Here is a 23,861-nt window from a genome sequence, read left to right as displayed (position 1 = left end):
ACAAAAAAAATGGAAAAAAAGCTATACTTATGTTTTGGTAGCTAATGCAATTTACATTGCTATTTTCTTTTTAATCATGCAATTATACTCATAACCTATGCAGCTATTTGACTGGATCGTACTTATTGTAACCTTACTATTTATTGTTGGATACGGCTCGTGGAAAACCAGAGGAAGTAAAAACGTTGAAGATTTTATCTTAGGAAACAACGAAACACCTTGGTATACTGTCGGTCTTTCTGTAATGGCTACTCAGGCCAGCGCAATTACCTTTCTATCAACGCCAGGACAAGCTTATCATGACGGAATGGGTTTTGTGCAATTCTATTTCGGATTGCCAATTGCTATGGTTGTGATTTGTTTGACTTTTATTCCGCTTTATCATAAGAGCAAAGTTTTTACCGCTTACGAATTTCTCGAAAGAAGGTTTGATGTTAAAACACGTTCTCTGGCCGCCATTTTGTTCTTGGTGCAAAGAGGTTTAGGAACGGGATTAACTATTTATGCACCAGCAATTATTTTATCTGCTTTATTAGGCTGGAACTTAACAATAATGAACATTATAATTGGTGTAATGGTAATTATTTATACCTTTTCGGGAGGAACGAAAGCCGTAAACGTTACACAGAAACAACAAATGTTTGTAATCATGTCTGGAATGTTTATTACCTTCTTTTTGATTCTTCATTATCTTCCAAATGACATGACTTTTAACAGCGCGCTTCATATTGCTGGAGCAAATGATAAAATGAATATAGTAGATTTCTCTTTTGATCCCGAAGAAAAATACACCATTTGGAGCGGTATTACAGGAGGTTTCTTTTTAGCCCTTGCTTATTTTGGAACCGATCAGTCACAGGTTGGACGTTATTTGTCTGGAAAATCAGTGCGCGAGAGTCAGATGGGATTAATCATGAACGGTCTGCTAAAAGTTCCAATGCAGTTTTTTATTCTTTTAACTGGAGTTATGGTATTTGTATTTTTTCAGTTCAATCCTGTACCGTTGAATTTCAATCCGAATAATAAAACAACTATTGAAAAATCAGCTTTCAAGGAAGAATATCATGTTTTAGAACAAAAATTAGTAAAACTTTCAGAAGACAAAAAAGTAATCAACTTATTGTATATCGATCAGCTGAACCAAGATTATGATAATCCGATTCTTCGTAAAGAATTGGTGACTTTGTCTAATAAAGAAAAAGATCTTAGAGAAAAAGCAAAAGAAATTATATTGAAAGCCGACAGCAACTCAGAGACCAATGACAAAGATTATGTCTTTTTTCATTTTATCTTAAATTATCTTCCAAAAGGGCTTATAGGATTATTATTGGCTGTAATTCTTTCTGCTGCCATGTCATCAACAGCTTCTGGATTGACTGCTTTGGCTTCTACAACGGCAATCGATATTTACAAAAGAAATGTAAAAACCGAAAAATCGGAGAAGCATTATTTGAATGCTACGAAATTTTTCACGTTGTTTTGGGGAGTTGTAGCCATTCTTTTTGCCTGCGTTGGAACTTTGTTTGAAAACCTAATTCAGCTTGTAAACATTATTGGTTCTATCTTTTACGGAACTGTTTTGGGAATCTTTTTAGTTGCTTTTTATTCTAAAAGAGTTCAGGCAAAACCAATGTTTATCAGTGCTATTATCAGCCAGCTTACCATTTTCGTGATTTATTATTTTATGGTTTACAATCAGGAAAAACTAGGTTATTTATGGCTGAATTTCATTGGAGCAATTTTAACTATTGTGTTGGCAGTGATTCTACAGTTTTTATTTTTCAGAGGAGAAAATAACGATAATGATCTTGCTTTAGAATAAAAAATGGCTCACAAACTAGCATTTATATTGTTTTTTTGTTTTTGCTTTCATGCAAAAAGTCAAAATAATGACAATAGTAATGTAGTTGGAAATCCTTCTGTTTCTGAACAGCTTTTTGTAAAATACTTTCCAAATCTAAACCAAGGTTCGGAGGTATTTGAAAAATACCCAGCACTAAAAAGTGAAACAATAAAGTTTTGTTCACTTCTTGAATGCATGCTTTTAAACGCTTACAAAGAAAATGATATAAAACTTGCTGCAGAACAAAGATTAATTGGTATTGCGACTCAACTTTATAATGAAGGAACTCCTGTATATTTAATTATGGGAATGGATAGTTATTTGACTGCTCAAGAAAAGAATCAAAATCTAGAAGATGATAATCATATCGTTTATATTAGTTATGGAGAATGCACAAATCCGCCATACTTAAGAGAAGCAGCAGAAATTGTAAACAAACAAACTCATTCTTTGATCAACAAAACTGTTTCAAAATAATCCTGATGTCCTAGCCCTGATGGAAGCGACATCCTTTTTCTGGCTCCTTTAGCCAGAAAAAGATATAGCTGACAGCAGGAATAAGCTCCTTCAAATCATGATACTAAATCCAAAAACAATTCTCCTTCAATTGTAAGTAAAAAATGCTATTTTAGTCACACGAAAAATAATCTTAAAAAGATTATCCAAAAACAACCTTCAACCAAACCAAAAGTTGTTAATGAAAATTTCAGACGATTTAGAAAAAATGTTGCCATTTGGCTATCTCTTTCTCATCATAATGGGTATTTTGAAAGATAGCATTCAATATTACCAGCTAGGAATAAATATTTTGAGATTCTCTACTTTCATGGATATTTTAATAAGTCCATTAGCTTATTTAACCTCAAATGTAATTATTTTAATTACGATAATTTTTTTATTCATTGGACACTATAATCTTCCTAAGCTTCTTGTAAAATATGATCATAATCCAACTGTTCAAAAGATGTTTGAACTAAAATCTGTCAAAAGTTTTTCGTTGGAAGAGAAAAAAAGATATTATAATAGTATTGCTTTAAAAACATTAGCGCTTGTACTTATGTCATTCTTTATCGGGACAGGAATGGCTGGTGGTTATTTTATTTCTCAACGTCTCGAAAAAGGGACTTTAGATTACAATTATAAAATCAGTTTTAATGATGAAAAACCACAGCAAGTAAATCTTATTGGAACAAACAGCCTATATTATTTTTATGTTACAAAAGGAGAAAAACATATTAAAATTGCTCCAATTGGTTCTATTAAAAGTGTTGAGTTAATTTATAAAACTTCGAGCCAGTAAAGCTTTAAGCTGGCTTCTATTAGTTTTTATTTACTAAAAATCGAGCATTATGAAAGATTTAAAAAAATACAGCAATAAGACAAAAGCTGCTTTTGTTCTCTTAATTGTAATGCTTCTAATTTTATTAGGAAACTTTAATACGCTTCAAAATTCCAAAAATGTAAATGATAATATTAATGCCATTTATAAGGATCGTTTGGTTGTGGCGCATTATATTTTTCAATACTCTAAACAACTTCATTTTATAAAAGCGGAAGCTGAAAAACTAAATCTTAGCAACAATATTAAAAAAAGTGAAATTAGTCACACTCTAGATATCGTTCATAATATCGATGATTTGTATGCTAAAACTGTTTTAACAAATAAAGAAAAACAGTACTTTGACGAATTTTTAATTTCATGCAAAGAAATCAATAATCAAGTCGAAAATGAAGACTGGAGAAAAATTGTAATTTCCAGCGAACAAGCATTAAAAATTTTAGAATCTTTATCGCATATTCAGATCGAAGAAGGAAAATCAAAACTGGCCGCTGCCAATGCAATGTATAATAAGAATAACAGCATAGGTCAATTTCAGATTGCTTTACTTATTATTTTGGGCGGTATTACTTTTTATTTGTTAATTATAAAGAAAATAAAAAGGACGGTAAAAATTCCTGAACCGCCCTCCCCAAATTAATTTATTATAATTTTCTATCTTCTTCTTTTATTGAAAGATCATTTATACTGGCAAATCGTTTTTGCATTAGTCCATTTGCATCAAATTCCCAGTTTTCATTTCCGTATGCTCGAAACCAGTTTCCGTCTAGATCCTGATATTCATATTCAAAACGAACTGCAATTCTATTTTCTGTATGCGCCCAATATTCTTTTTTTAGTTTGTAATTTTTCTCTCTTTTCCATTTTTGCGATAAGAATTGTATAATTTCTTCTCTACCATTTACAAATTGATTTCTATTCCTCCACTCACTGTCAATTGTATAGGCTTTTGAAACTCTTTCTGGATCCTGACTGTTCCAAGCATCTTCTGCTAATTGAATTTTCTCTAATGCAGTTTCATAAGAGAAAGGCGGTAATGGCAATTTCTGTTCCATGATTATAAAATTAAAGTTTGAATAATTTTCTTTGTTTGATAAATAAGCTGATTTGATTTAAAAAGTTGACTTTCTATAATACAACTCTCAAAAAGTAGATACACATGATCTGCTAAAAGATTATTGTTTATAATTTCACTAAAGTACGTTCGTAAATCACTTTTATGATTTTGAATTACTTCCAAAATCTTTGTATTATCCGATTGAATTTCTGATAAAATATTCAGAAAACTGCAACCTCTAAAATTTTCATTTTTATTCATATACATTAAGAAATCAAAAGAGGCTAAAACTTTTAGCTTTACCTCTTCTTCTTTGTTGGTAAATTTTTTCAATTCTTCAAACCAAAAAAAATGACGCTGATTTAAAAAGGCTACGCACAAATCTTCTTTAGATTTAAAATGCTGATAAAAACTTGCTTTTGCAACTTTTGCCTCTTCAATAATTTGATTGATGCCTGTAGCATTATATCCTTGTACATGGAACAAACTGAATGTTTTTTCTAATATTCTTTCTTTGGGTAACATAACTGGAGAATTTATATCTGCAAATGTAAAACATTTTCAAGACATACAGACAGGTCTGTCTATTTATTTTTGAAAAAAAATTCCAAAACTCGAAAGCCTTGGAATTTGGTATTTTATAATTAAAAACTTAAGAACTTATCTACTCCACTCAGCGATACTGTCTTTGTTCAATTTTACGTAATCTGCATTGTTTGCAGCTTCGGCTGCTGCTAGAGAGGCTTTTGCCGTTTCGATTGCACCTTTTTTATCTCCTTGTTTTGCTTGAATCAAAGATTTTAATCTAGAAACATAATATGGTTTTTCTGAACTCATATCTAAAGCTTTGTCTACATAAGTTCTCGCAGTTTCAATATTTCCGTTTGCTTGAAATAAATATTGAGATGCTGCAAAATAATCGTTCCAAGTTGGACCAGCTAAAGCTTTATCGATACTTGCCGTTGCAATTTTTGCAGTTGGAACTTCAAATTTTAAAGCTACATGCGAATTTTCCCAAGCCATTTCTAAATAACCGAAATTTGGATCTAAACTATTAATCCCAATTGTAAACGTCTCTACAGGAGTTGGAAGAGCATCTTCTTTTACAGTAGTTTTTAAAATAACATAATTTTCATTCCAGTTTTCCGGTAATCCCCAGTTATCTGTAGAAAGATAGAAAATAATGTCCCAGCTTTCAATTCTAGGTACTGTATAAATAGCGTATTTTCCTTTTTTTAATGTTTTTCCGTCGATTACTACATCGTCACCAAAATTGATGATTGTATTTTCGTTCGCTCCTGTTCTCCATAATTTTCCAAAAGGAACTAAATTTCCAAAAACAGCTCTTCCTCTTGCTCCTGGTCTTGAATAAGTAACTTCAACATCAGTTAAACCAACAGTTTGTTTAATATATCCTTTTGGACTCGCTTGCGGAGTTTTTACTTGTGCTTCTGATGCTAATGGCGCTAAAATCAGTGCGAAAGCAATAAGTAGTTTTTTCATTATTTTACGTTTTTTATTTTATTCAAATTTACAAATTCAATTACCGAACAAATGTTAAATTTTATATAATTCAGGCTTTAAGCTGTGATATTTTTTGCGCATTTAATTCATTAAAATGATCTATAACTAAGTCTGCTTCACTGTAATCTTGTAGATTCGAATGTTGACTTCTGTAACCTACACAGTAAATTCCTGCTGCTTTTGCTGCTTTTATTCCATTTGTACTATCTTCAATTATAATACAGTTTTTTTTTGGCGCAATAGACAACGATGCAGCGTGATTAAATATCGCCGGATTTGGTTTTGACTGAGGAAAATCTTCACCGCTTACTATATCCGTAAAATACTTATGCAGATTAAATCTGGTAAAAACACGATCGATAGTTACTTTTGAAGCAGAAGAGGCTAAAATCAATTGTATTCCGTTGTGGTATAAATCTTTAATAAGATCTTCTACTCCATCCAAAAGATATAAATCTTCTTTGGTGTCAAAAGCATCATTGAAAATATTTCGCTTTCGCTGAATCAAATCTTCTACTTCCTGCTCTACAGAAGGAAAATAACCTTTTAATGCCTGAAATGTATTTCTGGTAGAAAAACCAGTAAAAGAAGTGTACATTTCCTCAGGCACTTCTATATTTAATTCTGAAAATTGTAAATAATAAGCATAACGATGAACGGGTTCTGTGTCAACAATAACACCATCCATATCAAAAATTACTGTTTTAATCATTTTTTTTTAAGTTTCTGAGATTCTGAGATACTAAGATTATAAGTTTTTTTTCTTTGACTTTTTAAAAGTTATTCTAAATACTAAGTAAAAACCTTAGAAACTTAGCGTCTTAGTGTCTTAGCACCTTTATTTAGTAAGCAAATGTCTAATCACTGTTTCTGCAGCATGTAAGCCAAATAAACCTGGCATATAGCTGTTTGTCCCGTAGAAAGATTTTTTAAAGTTTTTACCGTCGGTTAATTTTAAGCTTTTTTCATCTTGTATTTCAGAAGAAAAAACCACTTTTAATTTATTGATTTTGGCTTCTTTTAAGCGCTTGCGAATTGTTTTAGAAAAGTAACAGTTGATTGTTTTCGAAATGTCCGTTACTTTTACTTTTGAAGCCAGCATTTTTCCACCAGCTCCCATACTGCTCATGATTTTTACTCTTTTGCGTTTAGCAGCAATAATTAAATTTAATTTTGGAGTGATACTGTCAATACAGTCTAAAACATAGTCAAATTCTGGAGAAACAATTTCGAAAGCACGTTCTGGCGAAAGAAATTCTTGAACTCTTGTTAGATTCAATTCTGGATTAATATCCATTAGACGATCTCCGACAATTTTAATTTTTGGCTGTCCAACTGTTGAATGCAAAGCGGGTAATTGTCTGTTGATATTTGTAATATCTACAACGTCTCCATCTACAATTGTCATATTTCCTACTCCTGCTCTTGCTAAAAATTCTGCTGCAAAAGATCCTACTCCGCCTAATCCTACCACCAAAACATTAGATTTTTGCAACTTTTCTAATCCTTCTTTTGTAAATAAAAGCTCAGCTCTTTCTGTCCATTCTGCCATATAGTATTGTTTTGTTTTTTATTTGTTTGTTTTAAAATAGTTTCAAGTTTTGTCAGCGTGAGTGAAATCAAACTCCTCACCAATTGGAATGCCCTTCGACTTCGCTCAGGGTGACAAACTTAAAAAAGTGCTATATCACTTCTTGCGACACAAACACTCTTCTATAATTACTTGAAATAATCTTCTCTAATTCTTTATTATCTAAATCTTTGTATTCTGAAGCAATCTGGTAAACCTGCTGAATTGTCTCTTCCATTGTATCCGTTTCTAAGAAGAAACGATCATTTGGAATACTTTGAAAAACCGTTTTTAAATCTGGATTCTTCAATAAATACTTTCCGAAAGAAATATAAAATCCCGCGGTAATTAATTGGGACGCAACTTGTATATTCTTTGAAAAACCATGAATAATCATGGGAACTGAGATTTTCAATCTTTTCTTAATTTCAATTACTTCTTGAAAAGCGGCTACACAATGTATAACTACAGGTTTATTAAATTTTTCAGCTAAAGCTAATTGCTTTTCGAAAACAGAAATCTGCAAATCTAGAGATACTTCAATTCTTTTATCTAAACCGCATTCTCCTATCGCGAGACAATTTTGAGTTTGGAGTTTTTCTTCAATACTATTTAAATCTTCATCAATTCGGTTCTCATCAATATACCACGGATGAATTCCGATGGAATAATATGGAATTGACGCATCAAAATCCTTTGGATATTGATTCACCAATTCTAAAACATTAGGCTGATTGGTAAACTGGTGTGTATGAAGATTGAAATATTCCATTAATGAAAAGTCTTTACTCCTGCTTTAATTTCGATTTTTAAATCATTTTCTAAAGGCACAAGCGGACAAGAATATTTATAATTGTAAGCACAATACGGATTATAAGCCTGATTAAAATCAATAGCAATAGTATTTCCTTTAGGAATTTCTAAATCAATATAACGACCGCCAATATAACTTTGTTTTCCCGTCGTTAAATCAGAAAAAGGTAAAAAAAGATGATTCTTATATTTTTCCTGTACAATAAGATCCAAACTTTGGTAAACGGCAAGCTGAAAAGGTTTTCCGTTTATTTTAAAGTTTAGAGTTCCATATTTTATATATTTTGGAGTACGAGTTCCTGAAGTTTTCATTACAAAAACTTTTCCGCCTTTCGCTTTTACTAAAGTTGCATTTACAAAATAAGTGGCCGAAATAGGAAAAAAATCCAAACTCTTAAAAGTTTTCAAATCTTCATCCATTAACGGACTAGTCTTAGGATCAGCATATTCCGCATTTAGTTTCTTTTGGAATTTTTCGGCTTCGCTTTTATTGAACTTTTGTTGAGTAAACCCAATATTAAAAACCAACAATAAAAGCAGGGCGTTTACAGTTTTCATCTTAGAAATTTTATGCAAAAATAGTTCAAAAGTAACAAAACAACAACCACTTAACGAGACAAAGTTTACTAACTTTGTGACGATAACCTATCACACACAATGCTTAAAAACGTTTTTACCAATTACATCAACAACTTTAGAGGATTTACAAGAGAAGTTTGGATTCTAGCCACTATTACATTTATCAACCGTGCAGGAACAATGGTGCTGCCATTTTTATCCAAATATCTAAAAGAAGATCTTCATTTTACATACAATCAGGTTGGATGGATTATGGTTGCGTTTGGTTTTGGATCGATGTTGGGATCCTGGCTTGGCGGTAAACTTTCAGATAAAATTGGATTTTATAAAATCATGATTTTTAGTCTTTTTACCAGCGGAGTTTCACTTTTCTTTGTTCAATATATTACCACTTTCTGGGCATTATGTGTTGCCATGTTTATATTAATGACAATTGCAGATATGTTTAGGCCGGCCATGTTCGTCTCTTTAGGCGCTTATGCAAAACCAGAAAACAGAACTCGCGCGTTGACTCTTGTGCGTCTTGCGGTAAATTTAGGTTTTGCCGCGGGACCTGCTTTAGGAGGCTTGATTATTATGGGAATGGGATATTCTGGTCTTTTTTGGGTTGATGGAGCTTCTTGTATCATTTCTATCTCAATTTTTGCATTATTGGTTAAAGAAAAGAAAAAGGTAGATCACGGCGATAAAACCGAAAGTGCAGTTGAAGTAAAATCAGTTTTTCATGATAAGATTTTCTGGGTTTTCTTGTTTGTAAGTTTTATAACAGCTATGATTTTCTTTCAACTGTTTACCACTTTACCTTTATATCATAACGAGAAATTTGGCTTAAGCGAATTCCAAACAGGATTACTGATGACGCTTAATGGACTTTTAATTTTTAGTCTAGAAATGCCTACAGTTGGATTTTTAGAAAGAAAAGCTTATCCAAAAATCAGAATCATTATTGTAGGTTCTTTTATCATGGCGTTGAGTTTCTTTTTATTATTAATTAATTTCTGGGCAGGAATATTAGTGGTGAGTATGGTTTGTATTTCTATTGGCGAAGTTCTAACCTTTCCCTTTTCGAATGCTTTTGCTCTCAGCCGTGCACCACGCGGACAAGAAGGCCGATATATGGCGCTTTATACTATGAGTTTCAGTTTAGCTCATATTATTAGTTCTAAATTAGGCTTTGAAATTATCACTCGTTTTGGTTATCAAATCAACTGGTTGTTTATGGCTTGTATCGGTGTCATAGCAACTGGGTGTTGTATTTGGATCAAAAACACTTTAATTACCGAAAAAGCTTCTTAGCAACTTTTAACTTTTTAAATTACTAGAATTCAATTTATTACAATTAAATTTGAATTGTTTTTTAGCATCTAAAATTCAAACCAAACTTAATTTTTAGTTAAATAACTATTTTTATAGTTGCGTAACTAAAAAAATAGTTGTAGGTTTGAATTAAAATTAGAGAAGATGCAGAAGTTAACCAACAAAGAAGAAGAAATTATGATGATTTTATGGAAGCTTAAAAAAGCTTTTGTAAAAGAAATTCAAGCGGAGATAACGGAAGACCAGCCACATTACAATACATTGTCTACTATTGTGCGTAATTTGGAGGAAAAAGGATACGTATCGCACAATGCCTTTGGAAATACACATCAATACTTTCCTGTTGTAAAAATAGAAGACTACAGAAAAGGATTTATGAAAACAGCAATTGACAATTACTTTAACAGTTCGTATAAAAGTATGGTTTCATTTTTTGCTAAAGAAGAAAAAATTTCTGCCGACGAATTGCGTGAAATTTTATCAATGATCGAAAATAAGGACAAAGAAAAATAATTTTCTATGGAAGCAGTTTTCATTTATATCGCCAAATCAGTTGTTTTAATGCTTTTGTTTTATTGCGTTTACTTTTTTTTACTGCGCAGGGAAACATTTTTTAACAGCAACAGATGGTTCTTGCTGTCTGGTTTGATTATCTCATCAATTTTACCATTATTGAGTTATACAAAGGTTATATGGATTGATGCTGTTCCCAATTTAAACACCAATATCCAATCGGCATTACTATCAGCTCCGGAAAAGCAGACTTCAGACATTAATTGGAGTTTGATAATTTTAGGACTGTACCTTATTGGGTTTATTATTTTTCTTCTAAAATTGGCAGTTGATTTTTACAGCCTAAATTCCATCATAAAAGGGAAAAAAGTAAAACAGCAAGCAGATTTTAAATTTATAGATACTCCAGAAAATATTGCGCCTTTCTCCTACTTCGAATATATTGTTTACAACTCATCATTGTACACCGCTTCTGAATTAGAGAATATCATTGAGCATGAAAAAGTTCACAGCGATCAAAATCATACTATAGATGTGCTGATTTCAAGGTTTTTCAGTATCATCTTTTGGTTTAATCCTATTGTTTGGCTTTATAAAAAAGCAATTAGTCAAAATTTAGAATTTATTGCAGATAGTGAAGCTTCTAAAAAAATATCAGACAAAAAGGCGTATCAATACACGCTTTTAAAAATAACAACACATGAAAACTGTGTTGCAATCACCAATCATTTTTATCAATCATTAATCAAAAAACGAATCGTCATGTTAAACAAAAATCAATCAAAAAAAAGGAATTCATGGAAGTATTACGTTGTAATTCCAGCACTTGCGGCTTTTGTCATTTTATTTCAAGTTGAAGTAATTGCAAAAGAAAGACAGCAAACGGTAAAAGTTTCAGGAGAAACTAAATCTGTAGACGTTTACAAAATCAAGAAAAACTCAACAGATGCAGAGTTAAAGGAAATTAAAGAAAAATTGAAATCAATTCATAATATTGATTTTGAAGCTTCAGAAATTAAGAGAGATTCTCATAACAATTTGACTTCAATTAAAATTGATATTAAAAACGGTAATCAAAAAACACAATCGATTCAAACATCAAGCGAAACCATTGAAGAATTTGGAATTTTGGTTATTACTGACAAGGAAGGAAAGAAAAAAGTAGGGATTCAAACTTCTGAAGAGGGAAAAACTTCTAAAACTTCTAAAGTTGCTGTGAGCAAAAAAATTAAGAACACCAAATCAGACACCGACTCTGATCAGGCTTCTGATTCACACATCATCATTACTAACAATCCAAACTCTAAAACCGATACTCATGTCAACATTAATTCTTTTACTAGTACAAAAACTAACAGTGATACTAATACAGATATTAGCACTGTTGTAACAACAGATTCAGACAGCAAAACTCTTACTAAAGTTATTACTGTTGGAGGAAAAACAAAGGTAGCGATTTCAAATTCGGGTAAAAACAATAATTTATCTGGAAACCCTCTTATAATTTTTGATGGAGAAGAAATGCCTTCTACTTTTAACTTAAAAAATATTGACTCACAAAATATTGAATCTATAAGTGTTTTTAAAGGAGTCGAAGCTGTGGCTAAATATGGCGAAAAAGGCTCAAATGGAGTAATTGAAATCGAAAGTAAAAGATAAAACTTTTTTAATTTTTAAGACATTCACAATGCAAAAACTAACCAATAAAGAAGAAGAAATCATGCATATTTTATGGAAGCTGAAAAAAGCTTTTGTAAAAGAAATTCAAGCAGAGATTCTAGAAGACCAGCCGCATTACAATACTTTGTCTACCATAGTTCGTAATCTGGAAGAGAAAGGTTATGTTGCGCACAATGCTTTTGGAAATACACATCAATATTATCCAGCAGTAAGTATCGAAGATTATCGCAAAGGTTTTATGAGTACAGCAATTGACAACTATTTTAATAGTTCTTACAAAAGTATGGTATCGTTTTTTGCTAAAGAAGAGAAAATTTCAGCAGACGAATTACGAGAAATCTTAGACATGATCGAAAATCCAAAAGAAGGCAAATAATCAATATACTATGGAAGCACTTTTCATTTTTATCCTAAAATCAAGCGGATTGTTGGCAATGTTTTATTTTGCTTACATCATTTTATTACGCAAAGAAACTTTCTTTAACAGCAGTCGTTGGTTTCTAATTGCGGGTTTAATCACTTCAGTCGTACTACCTTTTGTAGTGTATACAAAGGTAATCTGGATTCAGCCAGCACCAGTTGTCGAACCAATTGTAGTAAAAACAGCCGTTGCCTCTGCTCCTGTTACTATTCCTGTTAGTACTACAGAAACAGCTCAATATGAGCCTCAACCTATTTCAAATGTAATAGAAGAAGAAGAAAAAGGTTTCGAAATCAATTGGAATTTGGTTTTAATCGCTGTTTATGGCATTGGTTTTAGTGCTTTTATGCTAAAATTTCTACTTGATTTTTACAGTTTAAACTCTGTTTTAAAAGGAAAAAAAATCAAACAGCAGGAAGATTTTAAATTTATAGATGTAAATGAAAATATAGCGCCGTTTTCTTATTTCGATTATATAGTGTACAACTCATCACTTTACACTTCTGCGGAATTAGAAAATATTTTGGAACACGAAAAAGTACACAGCGACCAAAAACATACCATAGATGTTTTGATTTCGAGAGTCTTCTGTATCCTATTTTGGTTCAATCCTATTGTTTGGCTTTATAAAAAAGCAATTCTTCAAAATCTCGAATTTATTGCTGACAATGAAGCTTCCAAAAAAATATCGGACAAAAAAGCCTATCAATACACCCTTTTAAAAATCACAACGCATGAAACATGTGTTGCAATCACCAATCATTTTTATCAATCATTAATCAAAAAACGAATTGTCATGTTAAACAAAAATCAATCAAAGAAAAGAAATTACTGGAAGTATTATGCTGTAGTTCCCGCTCTTGGTGCCTTTATTCTTTTATTTCAGATAAAAACAATTGCACAGGAGAAAAAACAAGATTTAGCTGTTGTTCAAAAAGATACAGTTAAAGATGCACAAGAAGTAATTAAAATTACCAAAAACACCACTGATCAAGAATTACAAGCGCTAAAAACAAAATTAAAAGCAGATCATAATCTTGACCTTGAAGTATCTGATGTAAAGAGAAACTCTGAAAAAGAATTAACTGCTATTCAAATCCAGACAAAATCTGATTCTGGAAAAAAACAAACCATTAAAATTGATGGCAATAAAGCAATTAAAGACTGTGAGCTTGCCATTGGAACGGATGAAAACGGAACAAAAGCTATTGTAATCAATACTGATAAAAATTTCAAGACACCAATGATGGTAAGAAATGAAAGAGTTATTGTTCGTAATATGGGGGATTCAGAGGTTACGCCTCCTACTCCGCCAACGCCACCTACTTTCCCTTCTGGACCAATGCCTCCTGCTCCAGCAGTTGACATGTCTAAAATGCCGAAACCACCTGTCGCTCCTAAGAATCCAATGGACAAAGTAGCTATGAAGAAGTTTGAAAAAGAGATGGAGGAATTTGAAAAGAAAATGGAAAATTTTCAGCCAAACCTAGACGCAATGTCTGCTTATGGCGATGCTGTCAGCGAAATCATGTCTAAACGCGAGGCAATCTTCGAAAAAGAAATGGAGAAGTACGAACTTGCAATGGAAAAGTACAACGAAAAAATGGAGAAATTCAATTATAATTTCAAGTTTAACTTTGGGGACGATGCCGGCATTTACGAAAGAGATATGAAACAATATGAGCAAGACATGAAACAGTATGAGCTTGACATGAAGCAACATGAAAAAAACATGAAACAGCATGCTAAAGATATGAAGCAACATGCAAAGGATATGAAACAGCATGAGAAAAATATGAAAGTAATGGAAAAAGAGAATAAAAAAGCTTAACATCCATATTCACAATTAATAAAACCAGTGTCATAAAACACTGGTTTTTCTATATAAGAAACTTTTTTTAATGTTTAAATCGTGAAAAATGAAGAAAAAACTATCAATCTTTTTTCTACTATTTAGCTTTTCAATTGTAGCACAACAAAAAAAAGTCGAAAAAGATATTTTCGTCTCAATGGACAAAACGGCTTCGCTTTTAATGAATAAATCAAAAGCAAATTCAGTTTCTATTGGAGTTGTAAAAAACGGAAAAACTTATACGCGTCATTATGGCGAAATAGATAAAGAAAAAGAAAATCCAGCCACAAACAATACTGTCTTTGAAGTAGCTTCAATCACTAAATTATTTACAGGACTGCTTACTGCTCAAGCCGTATTAGAAGGAAAACTAAATCCTGACGATGATATCAGAAAATATATTACTGGTACTTATCCTAATCTGCAATATAATGGAACGCCAATAACAATTAAAGATTTAGTCTCTTTCAAAACAGGTTTTGACAAAGATCTTCCGGACACTGCCGAATTAAGAAAAAACAGAAACGACAGCAGTTATTTGGCTTTTAAGAAAATGGATGAATCTTATACTCGTGAAAATTTCTTTGAGGATCTTAAAACCATAAAATTAGATACACTACCCGGAACAAAATTTAAATACAGTAACGGAAGTCTCAATTTGACGGCTCACATATTAGAAAATGTCTATCAAAAAAGTTATGAAACACTTTTAAAAGAAAACATAATCTCTAAATTAGATATGAAATCAACTGGAATAAATCTAAATCCAGGAGTTGCTGTTGCAAATGGCTATAATCTAAAAGGTGTTTTAATGCCTAGAATTTCAGACAATCTTTGGGGTGCAGCGGGAAGATTAAAATCTACTTTAAATGATTTGACTAAATTCATTGCTTATGAATTGAATACAAAGAATAAAATTGTTCAAGAATCACAGCGAAATCTGCTAAACAGCTCAACTACATGGAACGGATATTTTTGGGATTATATTCAAGTTGATGAAAATGGAAAAAACTGTTGGAAGCACGGCGGTGCATTTGGAACTCAGAATATGTTAATCATTTATCCTGAACGACAATTAGGATTGTCTATTATCGTAAATATAAGCGATGAAAATACTGCAAATGCTTTAGGAGAAGCCGTTATGAGATTATCAAGTGATCTATTAAGTGAAAATAAAAAACAATCTGGTGTTTATGGTTACAAACTAATTGGTGATAATGTTGTTTTTACTTATGAACACGACAAAGCATTAAATTCTGACCTAGTAAAAAGTGTTTCAATTGCAGGTTCATTCGACAATTGGAATCCGAATGACGAAAATTTCCAAATGACAAGGAAAAACAAAAATACTTTCGAATTGACAATTCCTAAATCTAAATTAGAAAAGGATAAGACACATTTATTCAAGTTTGTAATTAACAAAACGGGATGGATGGAAGCTCCAAAAAATGCTATCAATAGAGAAACCGAAGGTCACCAAAACTTGATTCTTAAAATTTAAATTTTCTCTAATGCATACCTCAAATGACTTTGTTTCAAACACAAAGTCTTTTTTTTTATATCTTTGCCGAAACAAATCTACTATGTATAAATTCCTAGCCAAGCTCAATAAAATACTATTGCCTAGTTTTACCAAACAAGGATTAGACATTGCTAAAGCAAAAAAATGGCAGATGGCAATTATTGGATACCGCGCTTTCGTGACCAAACGTGCGTTAGGCAATTAATACAGATACTTTTAGTTTATTAAGCAGAAATCGTTTCTTTTCTGCCAATGATTTATGAGAAATAGAGAAATAAACCTCCCTCCCGTTCCTGCTGTATTACTTGCAATTATTAGTGTTCAATGTGGCGCAGCAATTGCTAAAACATTATTTCCTGCAATTGGAGCAGCAGGTACAGCATCGCTTCGTATAGGAATTTCAGCTTTAATTTTATTGTTGGCGTATAGACCAAATTTAAAGACAATTACTCCTCCACAATGGAAAATCGTAATTCCGTACGGTCTATCTTTAGGTGCCATGAATTTGATATTTTATTTTGCCATCGAAAGAATTCCAATTGGACTGGCTGTTACACTCGAATTTGTTGGTCCATTATTATTAGCAATTGCAGGCTCCAAACGCTTAATTGATTATTGCTGGGTTCTTCTCGCCGCAATTGGGATATTATTGATTGCTCCATGGACAAATGACAGATTAGACTCTTTGGGAATTCTGTTTGCTCTTTTGGCTGGAGCATTCTGGACAGCGTATATAGTTTTAGGAGGTAAAATATCCAAAATAATGAATGGAGGTCAGGCCGTTTCAACCGGAATGCTGTTTGCTGCAATTTTAATTTTACCATTCGGATTTCTAGAAAACGGATTAGCAAATTTAACGCCTAAGTTTTTCGGAATGGGAGTTGCTTTGGCACTTTTATCCAGTGCGATTCCTTTTACTTTAGAAATGAAAGCTTTGGGACAACTTCCCCCACGAACTTTCAGCATTTTGATGAGTTTGGAACCCGCTGCCGCTTCTATTTGTGCTTTTATATTTCTACAAGAAAAACTAAATATTTACGAGATTTTAGCTGTTCTTTGCGTAGTAATTGCATCTACAGGAAGCACTTTGACAGCTAAAAGATAAAGATATAATGAATAAGGATTTTCTTAAATATATTAAAATTGTCAACGGTATATTCCTGACTGCAACTCTAATTTGGATGATCTTTTGGTTTGTATCTATTGAATACTTAAACATTCGAGAAGTCACAATTATTAGTATTTTCGTGCTTTCAGTTCAGATTATTATTTTTCTCTTTAGTAGTGTTTTTTATCTTTTTACTAAAAAATATATTGCGGTACACGATCAAATCAAATATGGTCTGGTAACTCTAATAGGCACAATTGACTTACTTTTTTTAATAAATGCGACTACAACTGACGGTACTGCTTATATCTTTTTGTTTTTAATCAACAGTCTTTCAATCCTATATATCTTAAAAATAAATTTTAATAAAAAAGCTCAGAAAGAATCCTGAGCTTTTACAAGTGTTAGTTTTGTTTTTGGTAATACTTATTTCTTAGGCAATAACACCGCATTAACTACATGAATAACACCATTTGACTGATTTACATCGGCAATTGTTACTTTTGACTTTCCACCTTTTTCATCAGTGATATACAAATCCTTGCCTTCCATCCAAGCTGTTAAAGTACCGCCATTTACAGCTTTTATAGTCGCCTTGCCTTTTCCTGCTTTTATAGCTTTTGCAATATCTGCGGCACTCCATTTGCCAGCAACTACGTGATACGTTAAAATGTTTTGAAGCATTTTTTTATTTTCAGGTTTTAACAGTGTTTCAACTGTTCCTTTTGGCAATTTGTCAAAGGCTTCGTTTGTTGGAGCAAAGACTGTAAAAGGACCTTTTCCTTTTAACGTTTCTACTAAGTCTGCTGCTTTTACTGCGGCAACAAGAGTCGTATGATCTTTTGAATTGACTGCGTTTTCAATAATATTTTTATTTGGATACATGGCCGCTCCACCAACCATTACTGTTTTTTGAGCAAATGATGCAAATCCAAATGTTAAAGCTAAAATAGCTGTGGCTAAAAATTTTCTAGTTTTCATAAATATCGTTTTAAGTTATATCCTCATTTACGCTGTTATATCTCTTTTGGTTTTCAGTAAAACGAAATTTAATACTATAAATCATTACAAAAACTTTAAATCATCAGCAATTACAAGTCCTGGAACATTCTAATATTTTTTATTAAAACTATAAAAACACTTAAAAAAATCATTATTTTTATTATCAACTTCTAATCTAAAACCATACATCATGAAAAACCTACCTCAAAAAGTAAGAAGCAAAAAACTACATTCGAGAGTTGATTTAACCGCTATGGTCAGTGTTTCTTTTCTGCTGATTATATTTTTTATGTTAGTTGGAGAATTATCAAAACCAAAAGGTATGGATTTGAGTTTACCTGATAAATATCCAACATGCTTAGGTGATTATTCGTTTGGTTGCTACAATGGAAATAGGCTTTATACTGTTCTACTAGGGGAAAATAATAAAATAGTAACATATGCTGGTTCATTATATTATCCTATTCAAGAGCCAAAAGAGACCAATTACAGTAAAAATGGATTTCGAACAGATTTAAATTTTGTCAATAAAAAAATTCTTGAATATTCTGCGGCTATAGGTAGGCCGAATCGTGGAGCAATTGTTTTTATAAAACCATCCAATAAGAGTAATTACGGAAATTTAATAGATGTATTAGAAGAATTAAGATTAGCCAAAATTGATACTTATGCAGTTATAGATGAATTTTCTCCTGAAGAGACAAAGCTATTAGCATCCAATTAGTATTTATCAAGTAACCAAAACGTAAAAATCATGAAAAATCTACCTCAAAAAGTCAGAAGCAAAAAACTGCATTCTAGAGTTGATTTAACTGCTATGGTCAGTGTTTCTTTTCTGCTGATTATATTTTTTATGTTAGTTGGTGAATTATCGAAGCCTAAGATTTTAGATTTAAGTGCAGGTAGTGATTGTTGCGACTGTCCTGTTCAACATTATGGAGAAAATAGAACATTAACAATTATACTTGGACCGAATAACAAATTGATTTATTACGTAGGACTTTTGGCAGTTCCCAAAGTAAAACCTCAGACAACTGAATATGGAAAAGAAGGTATCCGTAAAAAAATAGCAGCTTATAACAATACATCATTAAAATATGCCGAACGACTAGGAAAACCCGGAAGAAGCATTTCGGTTATTATAAAACCAACAAAAAAATCCAATTACGGAAATCTTGTAGATATACTTGACGAATTAGAAATAGCAAATATTGATTCTTATGCTATCGTTCCTGAATTTACTCCAGAAGAAACAAAGTTACTTGCTTTAAAATAAAACTATACTTTGTTGAAATAACAGTTTAAATAAAAGTGTAAAACAAAAAAGTCCTGCATTTCTGCAGGACTTTCTATGTATAAAAAAGATAAGAATTATTTTTTCTCAGTTTTTTCCATTTTAGCTTTTAAAGCAGCTAATACATCATTGTTATCACCTAAAGTCGCAGCTGGTGCGTTTGTAGATGCAGATGCAGTAGTTTCAGCAGCAGCTTTCACGTTTTTCTCTTCTTCTTCTCTGAAGATAGCAGTGTGAGAAGCAACTACTCTTTTGAATTCTTTGTTGAACTCGATTACTTTGAAATCAGCTGTATCACCTTTTTTCAATTTCTTTCCGTCTTCTTTTTCAAGGTGACGAGTAGGAATGAAAGCAACGATATCATCTCCGAATTCTACAGTAGCTCCTTTGTCAACGATTTCAGAAATCTCACCGTTGTGGATAGTTCCTACAGCGAAAGAATCTTCGTATTGATCCCAAGGATTAGCAGTAGTTTGTTTGTGACCTAAAGATAATTTACGTCCTTCAACATCTAATTCTAATACTACAACATCAAGTTTTTCACCAACGTTTACAAACTCAGATGGGTGTTTGATTTTCTTAGTCCAAGATAAGTCAGAGATGTAGATTAATCCATCAATTCCTTCTTCTAATTCTACGAAAATACCAAAGTTTGTAAAGTTTCTAACGATACCTGTATGTTTAGAACCTACTGGGTATTTAGAAGTAATGTCAGTCCATGGATCTTGAGTCAATTGTTTGATACCTAATGACATCTTACGATCTTCTCTGTCAAGAGTTAAGATAACTGCTTCAACAACATCTCCAACTTTCACGAAGTCCTGAGCAGAACGTAAGTGAGTTGACCATGACATTTCAGAAACGTGGATTAAACCTTCAACACCTTCAGCAACTTCGATAAATGCACCGTAATCAGCGATTACAACTACTTTACCTTTAACTTTATCACCAACAGTTAAGTTAGCATCTAAAGCATCCCATGGGTGAGCGTTTAATTGTTTCAATCCTAATTGAATTCTTGTTTTCTCATCATCGAAATCAAGAATTACAACGTTTAATTTTTGGTCTAATTCAAGAACTTCACTTGGGTGGTTGATTCTGCTCCAAGAAAGGTCAGTAATGTGAATTAATCCGTCAACACCACCTAAGTCAATGAACACACCATAAGAAGTAATGTTTTTAACAACACCTTCTAATACTTGTCCTTTTTGTAATTGACCGATGATCTCTTTTTTCTGTACTTCAATATCAGCCTCGATAAGAGCTTTATGAGATACAACTACGTTTTTGAATTCGTGGTTGATTTTTACCACTTTGAATTCCATCATTTTGTTTACATATACATCGTAGTCTCTAATTGGCTTAACGTCAATTTGAGATCCAGGTAAGAACGCTTCGATACCGAATACGTCAACAATCATACCTCCTTTAGTTCTACATTTAACAAAACCGTTAACGATTTCTCCAGTTTCATTAGCTGCAATAACTCTATCCCAAGATTTGATAGTACGTGCTTTTCTGTGAGATAATACTAATTGACCTGTTTTATCCTCACGGATGTCGATTAATACTTCTACTTTGTCACCTACTTTTAAGTTTGGGTTGTAACGAAATTCGTTTAAAGAAATAACACCTTCAGATTTAGCATTGATATCAACGATAACGTCTCTATCTGTAATTCTAACTACAACTCCTTCAACTACTTCTTCTTGATCTGTAGCGATGAAAGTTTTTGATACTAGTTCCTCAAACTCTTGTAAGTTTTTTTCATCTACTGCATCGATTCCTTCTTGGAAGTTGTGCCAGTTAAAATTTGCTAAAAACTCTTCTTGTGATTTTGTTTGTTCAGACATGCTGATAAAAAAATTTGTATTCTGTTTTTCTCGAGTTTCTCCATGCGATAGAAAATACAGAAGTTGTTTTACATAAATGGTTGATACCTAAAGGAAACTCTTCTCTGCCAAAAGGTTTGCAAAATTACTACAAATATTTGGACTTACAAAATATTTCAACATTGATTATCAGTCATTTTGTTAAGAAGCAGAAGATTTATGGTTTTTAAGACGTTTAGTCCCGCTATCCGCTGCAATCTTTTGTACCGAACCTCGGTACAAAAGGATTTCCACTTCTATCGGGGCTAGATGAGAAGTTTTTGTTTTCATGAGAACATTAATAACGAAACCCGACAGGTTTTGAAAACCTGTCGGGTTTACTATGTGTAACTATCTTTTTCAAAGCTTTAAATTTTAGCAAATATTTTATGACACCTGCAAACTTTGATTTTCAATTTTTACATTAAAACTTATTTCTGCTTTTAATGCTTTAAAAACTTTTATAACCGTATCTATCGTTGCGCTATTGGCACTACTTTCCAGTTTTGAGATTTGTGATTTTTTTACACCAACTAATTCACCTAATTGGTTTTGCGTCAGATTTCTTTCTTTTCTAGCAGTTTTAATCATTCTTCCTAATAACTCCATATTAAGTTCATATTCATATTGATCTCTTTCAGGAGTTCCAATTTCCCCAATAACTTCATCTTTCATTTCAGAAAGCGAATACATCTTTATTTCTTTCTTTGCCATAACTAATCTATTTTATTTTCAAAATATTTCATTGTAATTTTATTAGCTTTTTCAATTTCACTTCCAGCCACTTTATCGACCTTTTTTATAAGACCATGAGTTGCAATAACCAAAGTTTTCTTGTTATTAGTTTTGTCCCAAAATGCTAAAAGTCGAATTTGAGCTCTCGCATATCTAATTCTAAATTCCCAAATGTCATCACTAAGCTTCTTAAATAATCTAGGATCTTGTTTCTTTTCTGCTAAATCAATATTATATAAAATTTTCGCGCTAATCTTTGCATCCAATTTTAATATAAATTCCCGCGCTTCTTCTAAAAATTTAGTTTCAAAATATTTCATTAAATTTATACATAACAAAAATACCACAAAGTTTCTATAAATAGAAACTTTGTGGTATTTTTTTAATTTTAACTTATTTTACTTCTTCAACTTCTTAACGTCGAAAAAGATCAAATATTATTTTAATGATTCAAATTCTCAATCTCTTTAGGATCATGTTTGTGTTTAAACAAAACAGCAAAAGCAATTGCAATCACCAAAGCATAAAGTGCAAACGAAAGCCAGATTGTATGCCAGTCTTTCATTAAAACTGGATTTGTAAAAGCTCCTTCAGCAGAAACTGAATTTCCTTGGCTTTTTACAAATTCAAGCATTTTAGAATTAGCCGCATCTGTTTGCAAGAACCCTGCTAATTCAGCGCTTGTATTGAATGACTTTGTAAAGAAACGATCAATTGCCCAGCCAGAAGTCAAGCTTCCTAAGACCGCTCCTACTCCATTGGTCATCATCATAAACAAACCTTGCGCAGAAGAACGAATTTTAGAATCTGTATTACTTTCTACAAATAAAGAACCCGAAATATTAAAGAAATCAAATGCCATTCCGTAAACGACACAAGAAAGAACAATCATCCATAAACCATTTACAGGATCTCCAAAAGCAAATAATCCGAAACGTAAAACCCAAGCCAGCATACTGATCAGCATAACTTGTTTGATTCCGAAACGTCTTAAGAAAAATGGAATTGCAAGAATAAACAATGTTTCAGAAACCTGAGAAATCGACATAATAATAGTCGAATATTGAATTACAAAAGAATCTGCATATTTAGGAAAATGTTTAAATTCATCCAAAAACACATCTCCATAAGCATTTGTTAATTGAAGCGCTCCTCCTAAAAACATAGAAAAAACAAAAAACAAAGCCATTTTGTAGTTAGCAAAAAGCTTAAACGATTCTAAACCAAAAGTTTCAATCCAAGTTGCATTTTCCTTAATTAAACGTTGTGGTTCACATTTTGGCAATGTAAAAGCGTATAAACCTAAAATTAAAGCGCCTGCTCCTGCAATATAAAACTGATATTCGGTTGCTTTACTGCCACTTAGATTAGTAATCCACATAGCCACAATAAAACCAATTGTTCCCCAAACACGGATTGGCGGAAAGTCTTTTACAATATTTTTATTGTTTAATTTAAGCGAAGTATAAGAAATAGAATTACTTAAAGCGATTGTCGGCATATAACAGCACATCGCCAAAAGCATTACTATAATAAAAGTATCAGGAGTTGAAACTTGAGCTATTCCAAACAAAACAACTGCATAAAGGATATGAAGGACTCCATACAATTTTTCAGCGTTAATCCATCTGTCAGCAATAATACCTGTTAGTGTAGGCATAAAAAGAGAAGCGATTCCCATGGTTCCAAAAACCAGTCCGAATTGAGTTCCTTCCCAGTTTTTTGTACCAAACCAATAATTTCCAATTGTTATAAGCCAAGCTCCCCAAACAAAAAATTGTAGAAAGCTCATTAAAATCAATCTGTTTTTAATACCCATAT

General features: G+C 32.1%; 26 protein-coding genes. 14 read left to right on the top strand and 12 right to left on the bottom strand.

Annotation, left to right across the window (positions count from 1 at the left end; all coding sequences use genetic code 11):
- Positions 1-97 precede the first annotated feature (97 nt).
- From BM289_RS24360 to BM289_RS24345, 4 genes are all read left to right on the top strand, one after another.
- Complete coding sequence (locus tag BM289_RS24360; protein WP_091498907.1) at positions 98-1,822, top strand: sodium:solute symporter family protein; 1,725 nt, start codon at positions 98-100, stop codon at positions 1,820-1,822.
- Positions 1,823-1,825: 3 nt separating this feature from the next.
- On the top strand, positions 1,826-2,320 hold the full coding sequence (locus BM289_RS24355) for a hypothetical protein (RefSeq protein ID WP_091498903.1): 495 nt from the start codon (positions 1,826-1,828) through the stop codon (positions 2,318-2,320).
- Positions 2,321-2,540: 220 nt separating this feature from the next.
- Positions 2,541-3,143, top strand: coding sequence for a hypothetical protein (locus BM289_RS24350; RefSeq protein ID WP_143102126.1), 603 nt, complete (start codon positions 2,541-2,543; stop codon positions 3,141-3,143).
- A gap of 49 nt (positions 3,144-3,192) precedes the next feature.
- Positions 3,193-3,822 carry an MCP four helix bundle domain-containing protein gene (locus BM289_RS24345; RefSeq protein ID WP_091498897.1) on the top strand — a complete coding sequence of 210 codons (630 nt, stop codon included), beginning with the start codon at positions 3,193-3,195 and terminating at the stop codon, positions 3,820-3,822.
- 4 nt (positions 3,823-3,826) lie between these two features.
- Here the strand turns inward: BM289_RS24345 and BM289_RS24340 are convergent, their stop codons facing one another.
- The 7 genes from BM289_RS24340 to BM289_RS24310 form a co-directional block, all read right to left on the bottom strand.
- Positions 3,827-4,237: a nuclear transport factor 2 family protein gene (locus tag BM289_RS24340; RefSeq protein WP_091498896.1), complete on the bottom strand. Its 411-nt coding sequence runs from the start codon at positions 4,235-4,237 to the stop codon at positions 3,827-3,829.
- A 2-nt stretch (positions 4,238-4,239) separates the two neighbouring features.
- The gene (locus tag BM289_RS24335) at positions 4,240-4,764 is read right to left on the bottom strand and encodes a TetR/AcrR family transcriptional regulator (RefSeq protein ID WP_091498893.1); all 525 of its coding nucleotides are present in this window, start codon (positions 4,762-4,764) and stop codon (positions 4,240-4,242) included.
- Between the two features lie 135 nt (positions 4,765-4,899).
- On the bottom strand, positions 4,900-5,742 hold the full coding sequence (locus tag BM289_RS24330; protein WP_091498890.1) for a DUF2911 domain-containing protein: 843 nt from the start codon (positions 5,740-5,742) through the stop codon (positions 4,900-4,902).
- A gap of 70 nt (positions 5,743-5,812) precedes the next feature.
- Entirely contained in the window at positions 5,813-6,475 is a 663-nt protein-coding gene (locus BM289_RS24325) for an HAD family hydrolase (RefSeq protein ID WP_091498888.1), read from the bottom strand.
- Positions 6,476-6,601: 126 nt separating this feature from the next.
- On the bottom strand, positions 6,602-7,315 hold the full coding sequence (locus BM289_RS24320) for a tRNA threonylcarbamoyladenosine dehydratase (protein WP_091498886.1): 714 nt from the start codon (positions 7,313-7,315) through the stop codon (positions 6,602-6,604).
- A gap of 130 nt (positions 7,316-7,445) precedes the next feature.
- Entirely contained in the window at positions 7,446-8,105 is a 660-nt protein-coding gene (locus tag BM289_RS24315; RefSeq protein ID WP_091498884.1) for a TatD family hydrolase, read from the bottom strand.
- Positions 8,105-8,704, bottom strand: a complete 600-nt coding sequence (locus BM289_RS24310) for a DUF1684 domain-containing protein (protein WP_091498882.1) — start codon at positions 8,702-8,704, stop codon at positions 8,105-8,107. Before BM289_RS24310 ends, BM289_RS24315 begins: the two co-directional genes overlap by 1 nt.
- Positions 8,705-8,803: 99 nt before the next feature.
- Here BM289_RS24310 and BM289_RS24305 point away from each other — a divergent pair, with 99 nt between their 5' ends.
- The 8 genes from BM289_RS24305 (at position 8,804) to BM289_RS24270 (ending at position 17,135) form a co-directional block, all read left to right on the top strand.
- Positions 8,804-10,021, top strand: a complete 1,218-nt coding sequence (locus BM289_RS24305; RefSeq protein WP_091498880.1) for an MDR family MFS transporter — start codon at positions 8,804-8,806, stop codon at positions 10,019-10,021.
- Positions 10,022-10,186: 165 nt separating this feature from the next.
- Positions 10,187-10,555 carry a BlaI/MecI/CopY family transcriptional regulator gene (locus tag BM289_RS24300; RefSeq protein WP_091498878.1) on the top strand — a complete coding sequence of 123 codons (369 nt, stop codon included), beginning with the start codon at positions 10,187-10,189 and terminating at the stop codon, positions 10,553-10,555.
- A gap of 6 nt (positions 10,556-10,561) precedes the next feature.
- Entirely contained in the window at positions 10,562-12,214 is a 1,653-nt protein-coding gene (locus BM289_RS24295; protein WP_091498876.1) for a M56 family metallopeptidase, read from the top strand.
- Between the two features lie 28 nt (positions 12,215-12,242).
- A complete protein-coding gene (locus tag BM289_RS24290) occupies positions 12,243-12,611 on the top strand; it encodes a BlaI/MecI/CopY family transcriptional regulator (protein ID WP_008468912.1) in 369 nt (122 codons plus the stop codon).
- A gap of 10 nt (positions 12,612-12,621) precedes the next feature.
- Complete coding sequence (locus tag BM289_RS24285) at positions 12,622-14,487, top strand: M56 family metallopeptidase (protein ID WP_091498873.1); 1,866 nt, start codon at positions 12,622-12,624, stop codon at positions 14,485-14,487.
- Between the two features lie 88 nt (positions 14,488-14,575).
- Complete coding sequence (locus BM289_RS24280; RefSeq protein WP_091498871.1) at positions 14,576-16,009, top strand: serine hydrolase; 1,434 nt, start codon at positions 14,576-14,578, stop codon at positions 16,007-16,009.
- A gap of 82 nt (positions 16,010-16,091) precedes the next feature.
- On the top strand, positions 16,092-16,235 hold the full coding sequence (locus BM289_RS24275; protein ID WP_091498870.1) for an SsrA-binding protein: 144 nt from the start codon (positions 16,092-16,094) through the stop codon (positions 16,233-16,235).
- Positions 16,236-16,289: 54 nt separating this feature from the next.
- Complete coding sequence (locus tag BM289_RS24270; protein WP_091498868.1) at positions 16,290-17,135, top strand: EamA family transporter; 846 nt, start codon at positions 16,290-16,292, stop codon at positions 17,133-17,135.
- Positions 17,136-17,564: 429 nt separating this feature from the next.
- On the opposite strand, the gene BM289_RS24260 is transcribed toward BM289_RS24270, so the two are convergent.
- Positions 17,565-18,119, bottom strand: coding sequence for a fasciclin domain-containing protein (locus BM289_RS24260; protein WP_091498864.1), 555 nt, complete (start codon positions 18,117-18,119; stop codon positions 17,565-17,567).
- A 211-nt stretch (positions 18,120-18,330) separates the two neighbouring features.
- Between BM289_RS24260 and BM289_RS24255 the strand changes: the two genes are divergently transcribed.
- Together BM289_RS24255 and BM289_RS24250 are read left to right on the top strand one after the other, a co-directional pair.
- The gene (locus BM289_RS24255; protein WP_091498861.1) at positions 18,331-18,864 is read left to right on the top strand and encodes an ExbD/TolR family protein; all 534 of its coding nucleotides are present in this window, start codon (positions 18,331-18,333) and stop codon (positions 18,862-18,864) included.
- A 30-nt stretch (positions 18,865-18,894) separates the two neighbouring features.
- The gene (locus tag BM289_RS24250; RefSeq protein WP_091498859.1) at positions 18,895-19,416 is read left to right on the top strand and encodes an ExbD/TolR family protein; all 522 of its coding nucleotides are present in this window, start codon (positions 18,895-18,897) and stop codon (positions 19,414-19,416) included.
- Between the two features lie 95 nt (positions 19,417-19,511).
- On the opposite strand, the gene rpsA is transcribed toward BM289_RS24250, so the two are convergent.
- The 4 genes from rpsA to BM289_RS24230 form a co-directional block, all read right to left on the bottom strand.
- Positions 19,512-21,287, bottom strand: coding sequence for a 30S ribosomal protein S1 (gene rpsA, locus BM289_RS24245; RefSeq protein ID WP_012024823.1), 1,776 nt, complete (start codon positions 21,285-21,287; stop codon positions 19,512-19,514).
- Between the two features lie 405 nt (positions 21,288-21,692).
- Positions 21,693-22,019 carry a helix-turn-helix domain-containing protein gene (locus tag BM289_RS24240; protein ID WP_091498856.1) on the bottom strand — a complete coding sequence of 109 codons (327 nt, stop codon included), beginning with the start codon at positions 22,017-22,019 and terminating at the stop codon, positions 21,693-21,695.
- A 2-nt stretch (positions 22,020-22,021) separates the two neighbouring features.
- Positions 22,022-22,360, bottom strand: coding sequence for a type II toxin-antitoxin system RelE/ParE family toxin (locus tag BM289_RS24235; RefSeq protein ID WP_091498853.1), 339 nt, complete (start codon positions 22,358-22,360; stop codon positions 22,022-22,024).
- 122 nt (positions 22,361-22,482) lie between these two features.
- A complete protein-coding gene (locus tag BM289_RS24230) occupies positions 22,483-23,859 on the bottom strand; it encodes a nucleoside permease (RefSeq protein WP_091498850.1) in 1,377 nt (458 codons plus the stop codon).
- Positions 23,860-23,861: the final 2 nt, after the last annotated feature.

This window comes from Flavobacterium phragmitis, assembly GCF_900112575.1.
Lineage (GTDB): Bacteria > Bacteroidota > Bacteroidia > Flavobacteriales > Flavobacteriaceae > Flavobacterium > Flavobacterium phragmitis.
The sequence above is the reverse complement of the archived record's forward strand: the minus strand, read 5'-3'. Positions and strand labels throughout refer to the sequence as shown.

Excerpts from the sequence above, each read along its gene's own strand:
- BM289_RS24360 (WP_091498907.1), top strand. The coding sequence starts at position 98 with ATGCAGCTATTTGACTGGATCGTACTTATTGTAACCTTACTATTTATT.
- BM289_RS24355 (WP_091498903.1), top strand. The coding sequence starts at position 1,826 with ATGGCTCACAAACTAGCATTTATATTGTTTTTTTGTTTTTGCTTTCAT.
- BM289_RS24350 (WP_143102126.1), top strand. The coding sequence starts at position 2,541 with ATGAAAATTTCAGACGATTTAGAAAAAATGTTGCCATTTGGCTATCTC.
- BM289_RS24345 (WP_091498897.1), top strand. The coding sequence starts at position 3,193 with ATGAAAGATTTAAAAAAATACAGCAATAAGACAAAAGCTGCTTTTGTT.
- BM289_RS24340 (WP_091498896.1), bottom strand. The coding sequence starts at position 4,237 with ATGGAACAGAAATTGCCATTACCGCCTTTCTCTTATGAAACTGCATTA.
- BM289_RS24335 (WP_091498893.1), bottom strand. The coding sequence starts at position 4,764 with ATGTTACCCAAAGAAAGAATATTAGAAAAAACATTCAGTTTGTTCCAT.
- BM289_RS24330 (WP_091498890.1), bottom strand. The coding sequence starts at position 5,742 with ATGAAAAAACTACTTATTGCTTTCGCACTGATTTTAGCGCCATTAGCA.
- BM289_RS24325 (WP_091498888.1), bottom strand. The coding sequence starts at position 6,475 with ATGATTAAAACAGTAATTTTTGATATGGATGGTGTTATTGTTGACACA.
- BM289_RS24320 (WP_091498886.1), bottom strand. The coding sequence starts at position 7,315 with ATGGCAGAATGGACAGAAAGAGCTGAGCTTTTATTTACAAAAGAAGGA.
- BM289_RS24315 (WP_091498884.1), bottom strand. The coding sequence starts at position 8,105 with ATGGAATATTTCAATCTTCATACACACCAGTTTACCAATCAGCCTAAT.
- BM289_RS24310 (WP_091498882.1), bottom strand. The coding sequence starts at position 8,704 with ATGAAAACTGTAAACGCCCTGCTTTTATTGTTGGTTTTTAATATTGGG.
- BM289_RS24305 (WP_091498880.1), top strand. The coding sequence starts at position 8,804 with ATGCTTAAAAACGTTTTTACCAATTACATCAACAACTTTAGAGGATTT.
- BM289_RS24300 (WP_091498878.1), top strand. The coding sequence starts at position 10,187 with ATGCAGAAGTTAACCAACAAAGAAGAAGAAATTATGATGATTTTATGG.
- BM289_RS24295 (WP_091498876.1), top strand. The coding sequence starts at position 10,562 with ATGGAAGCAGTTTTCATTTATATCGCCAAATCAGTTGTTTTAATGCTT.
- BM289_RS24290 (WP_008468912.1), top strand. The coding sequence starts at position 12,243 with ATGCAAAAACTAACCAATAAAGAAGAAGAAATCATGCATATTTTATGG.
- BM289_RS24285 (WP_091498873.1), top strand. The coding sequence starts at position 12,622 with ATGGAAGCACTTTTCATTTTTATCCTAAAATCAAGCGGATTGTTGGCA.
- BM289_RS24280 (WP_091498871.1), top strand. The coding sequence starts at position 14,576 with ATGAAGAAAAAACTATCAATCTTTTTTCTACTATTTAGCTTTTCAATT.
- BM289_RS24275 (WP_091498870.1), top strand. The coding sequence starts at position 16,092 with ATGTATAAATTCCTAGCCAAGCTCAATAAAATACTATTGCCTAGTTTT.
- BM289_RS24270 (WP_091498868.1), top strand. The coding sequence starts at position 16,290 with ATGAGAAATAGAGAAATAAACCTCCCTCCCGTTCCTGCTGTATTACTT.
- BM289_RS24260 (WP_091498864.1), bottom strand. The coding sequence starts at position 18,119 with ATGAAAACTAGAAAATTTTTAGCCACAGCTATTTTAGCTTTAACATTT.
- BM289_RS24255 (WP_091498861.1), top strand. The coding sequence starts at position 18,331 with ATGAAAAACCTACCTCAAAAAGTAAGAAGCAAAAAACTACATTCGAGA.
- BM289_RS24250 (WP_091498859.1), top strand. The coding sequence starts at position 18,895 with ATGAAAAATCTACCTCAAAAAGTCAGAAGCAAAAAACTGCATTCTAGA.
- rpsA (WP_012024823.1), bottom strand. The coding sequence starts at position 21,287 with ATGTCTGAACAAACAAAATCACAAGAAGAGTTTTTAGCAAATTTTAAC.
- BM289_RS24240 (WP_091498856.1), bottom strand. The coding sequence starts at position 22,019 with ATGGCAAAGAAAGAAATAAAGATGTATTCGCTTTCTGAAATGAAAGAT.
- BM289_RS24235 (WP_091498853.1), bottom strand. The coding sequence starts at position 22,360 with ATGAAATATTTTGAAACTAAATTTTTAGAAGAAGCGCGGGAATTTATA.
- BM289_RS24230 (WP_091498850.1), bottom strand. The coding sequence starts at position 23,859 with ATGGGTATTAAAAACAGATTGATTTTAATGAGCTTTCTACAATTTTTT.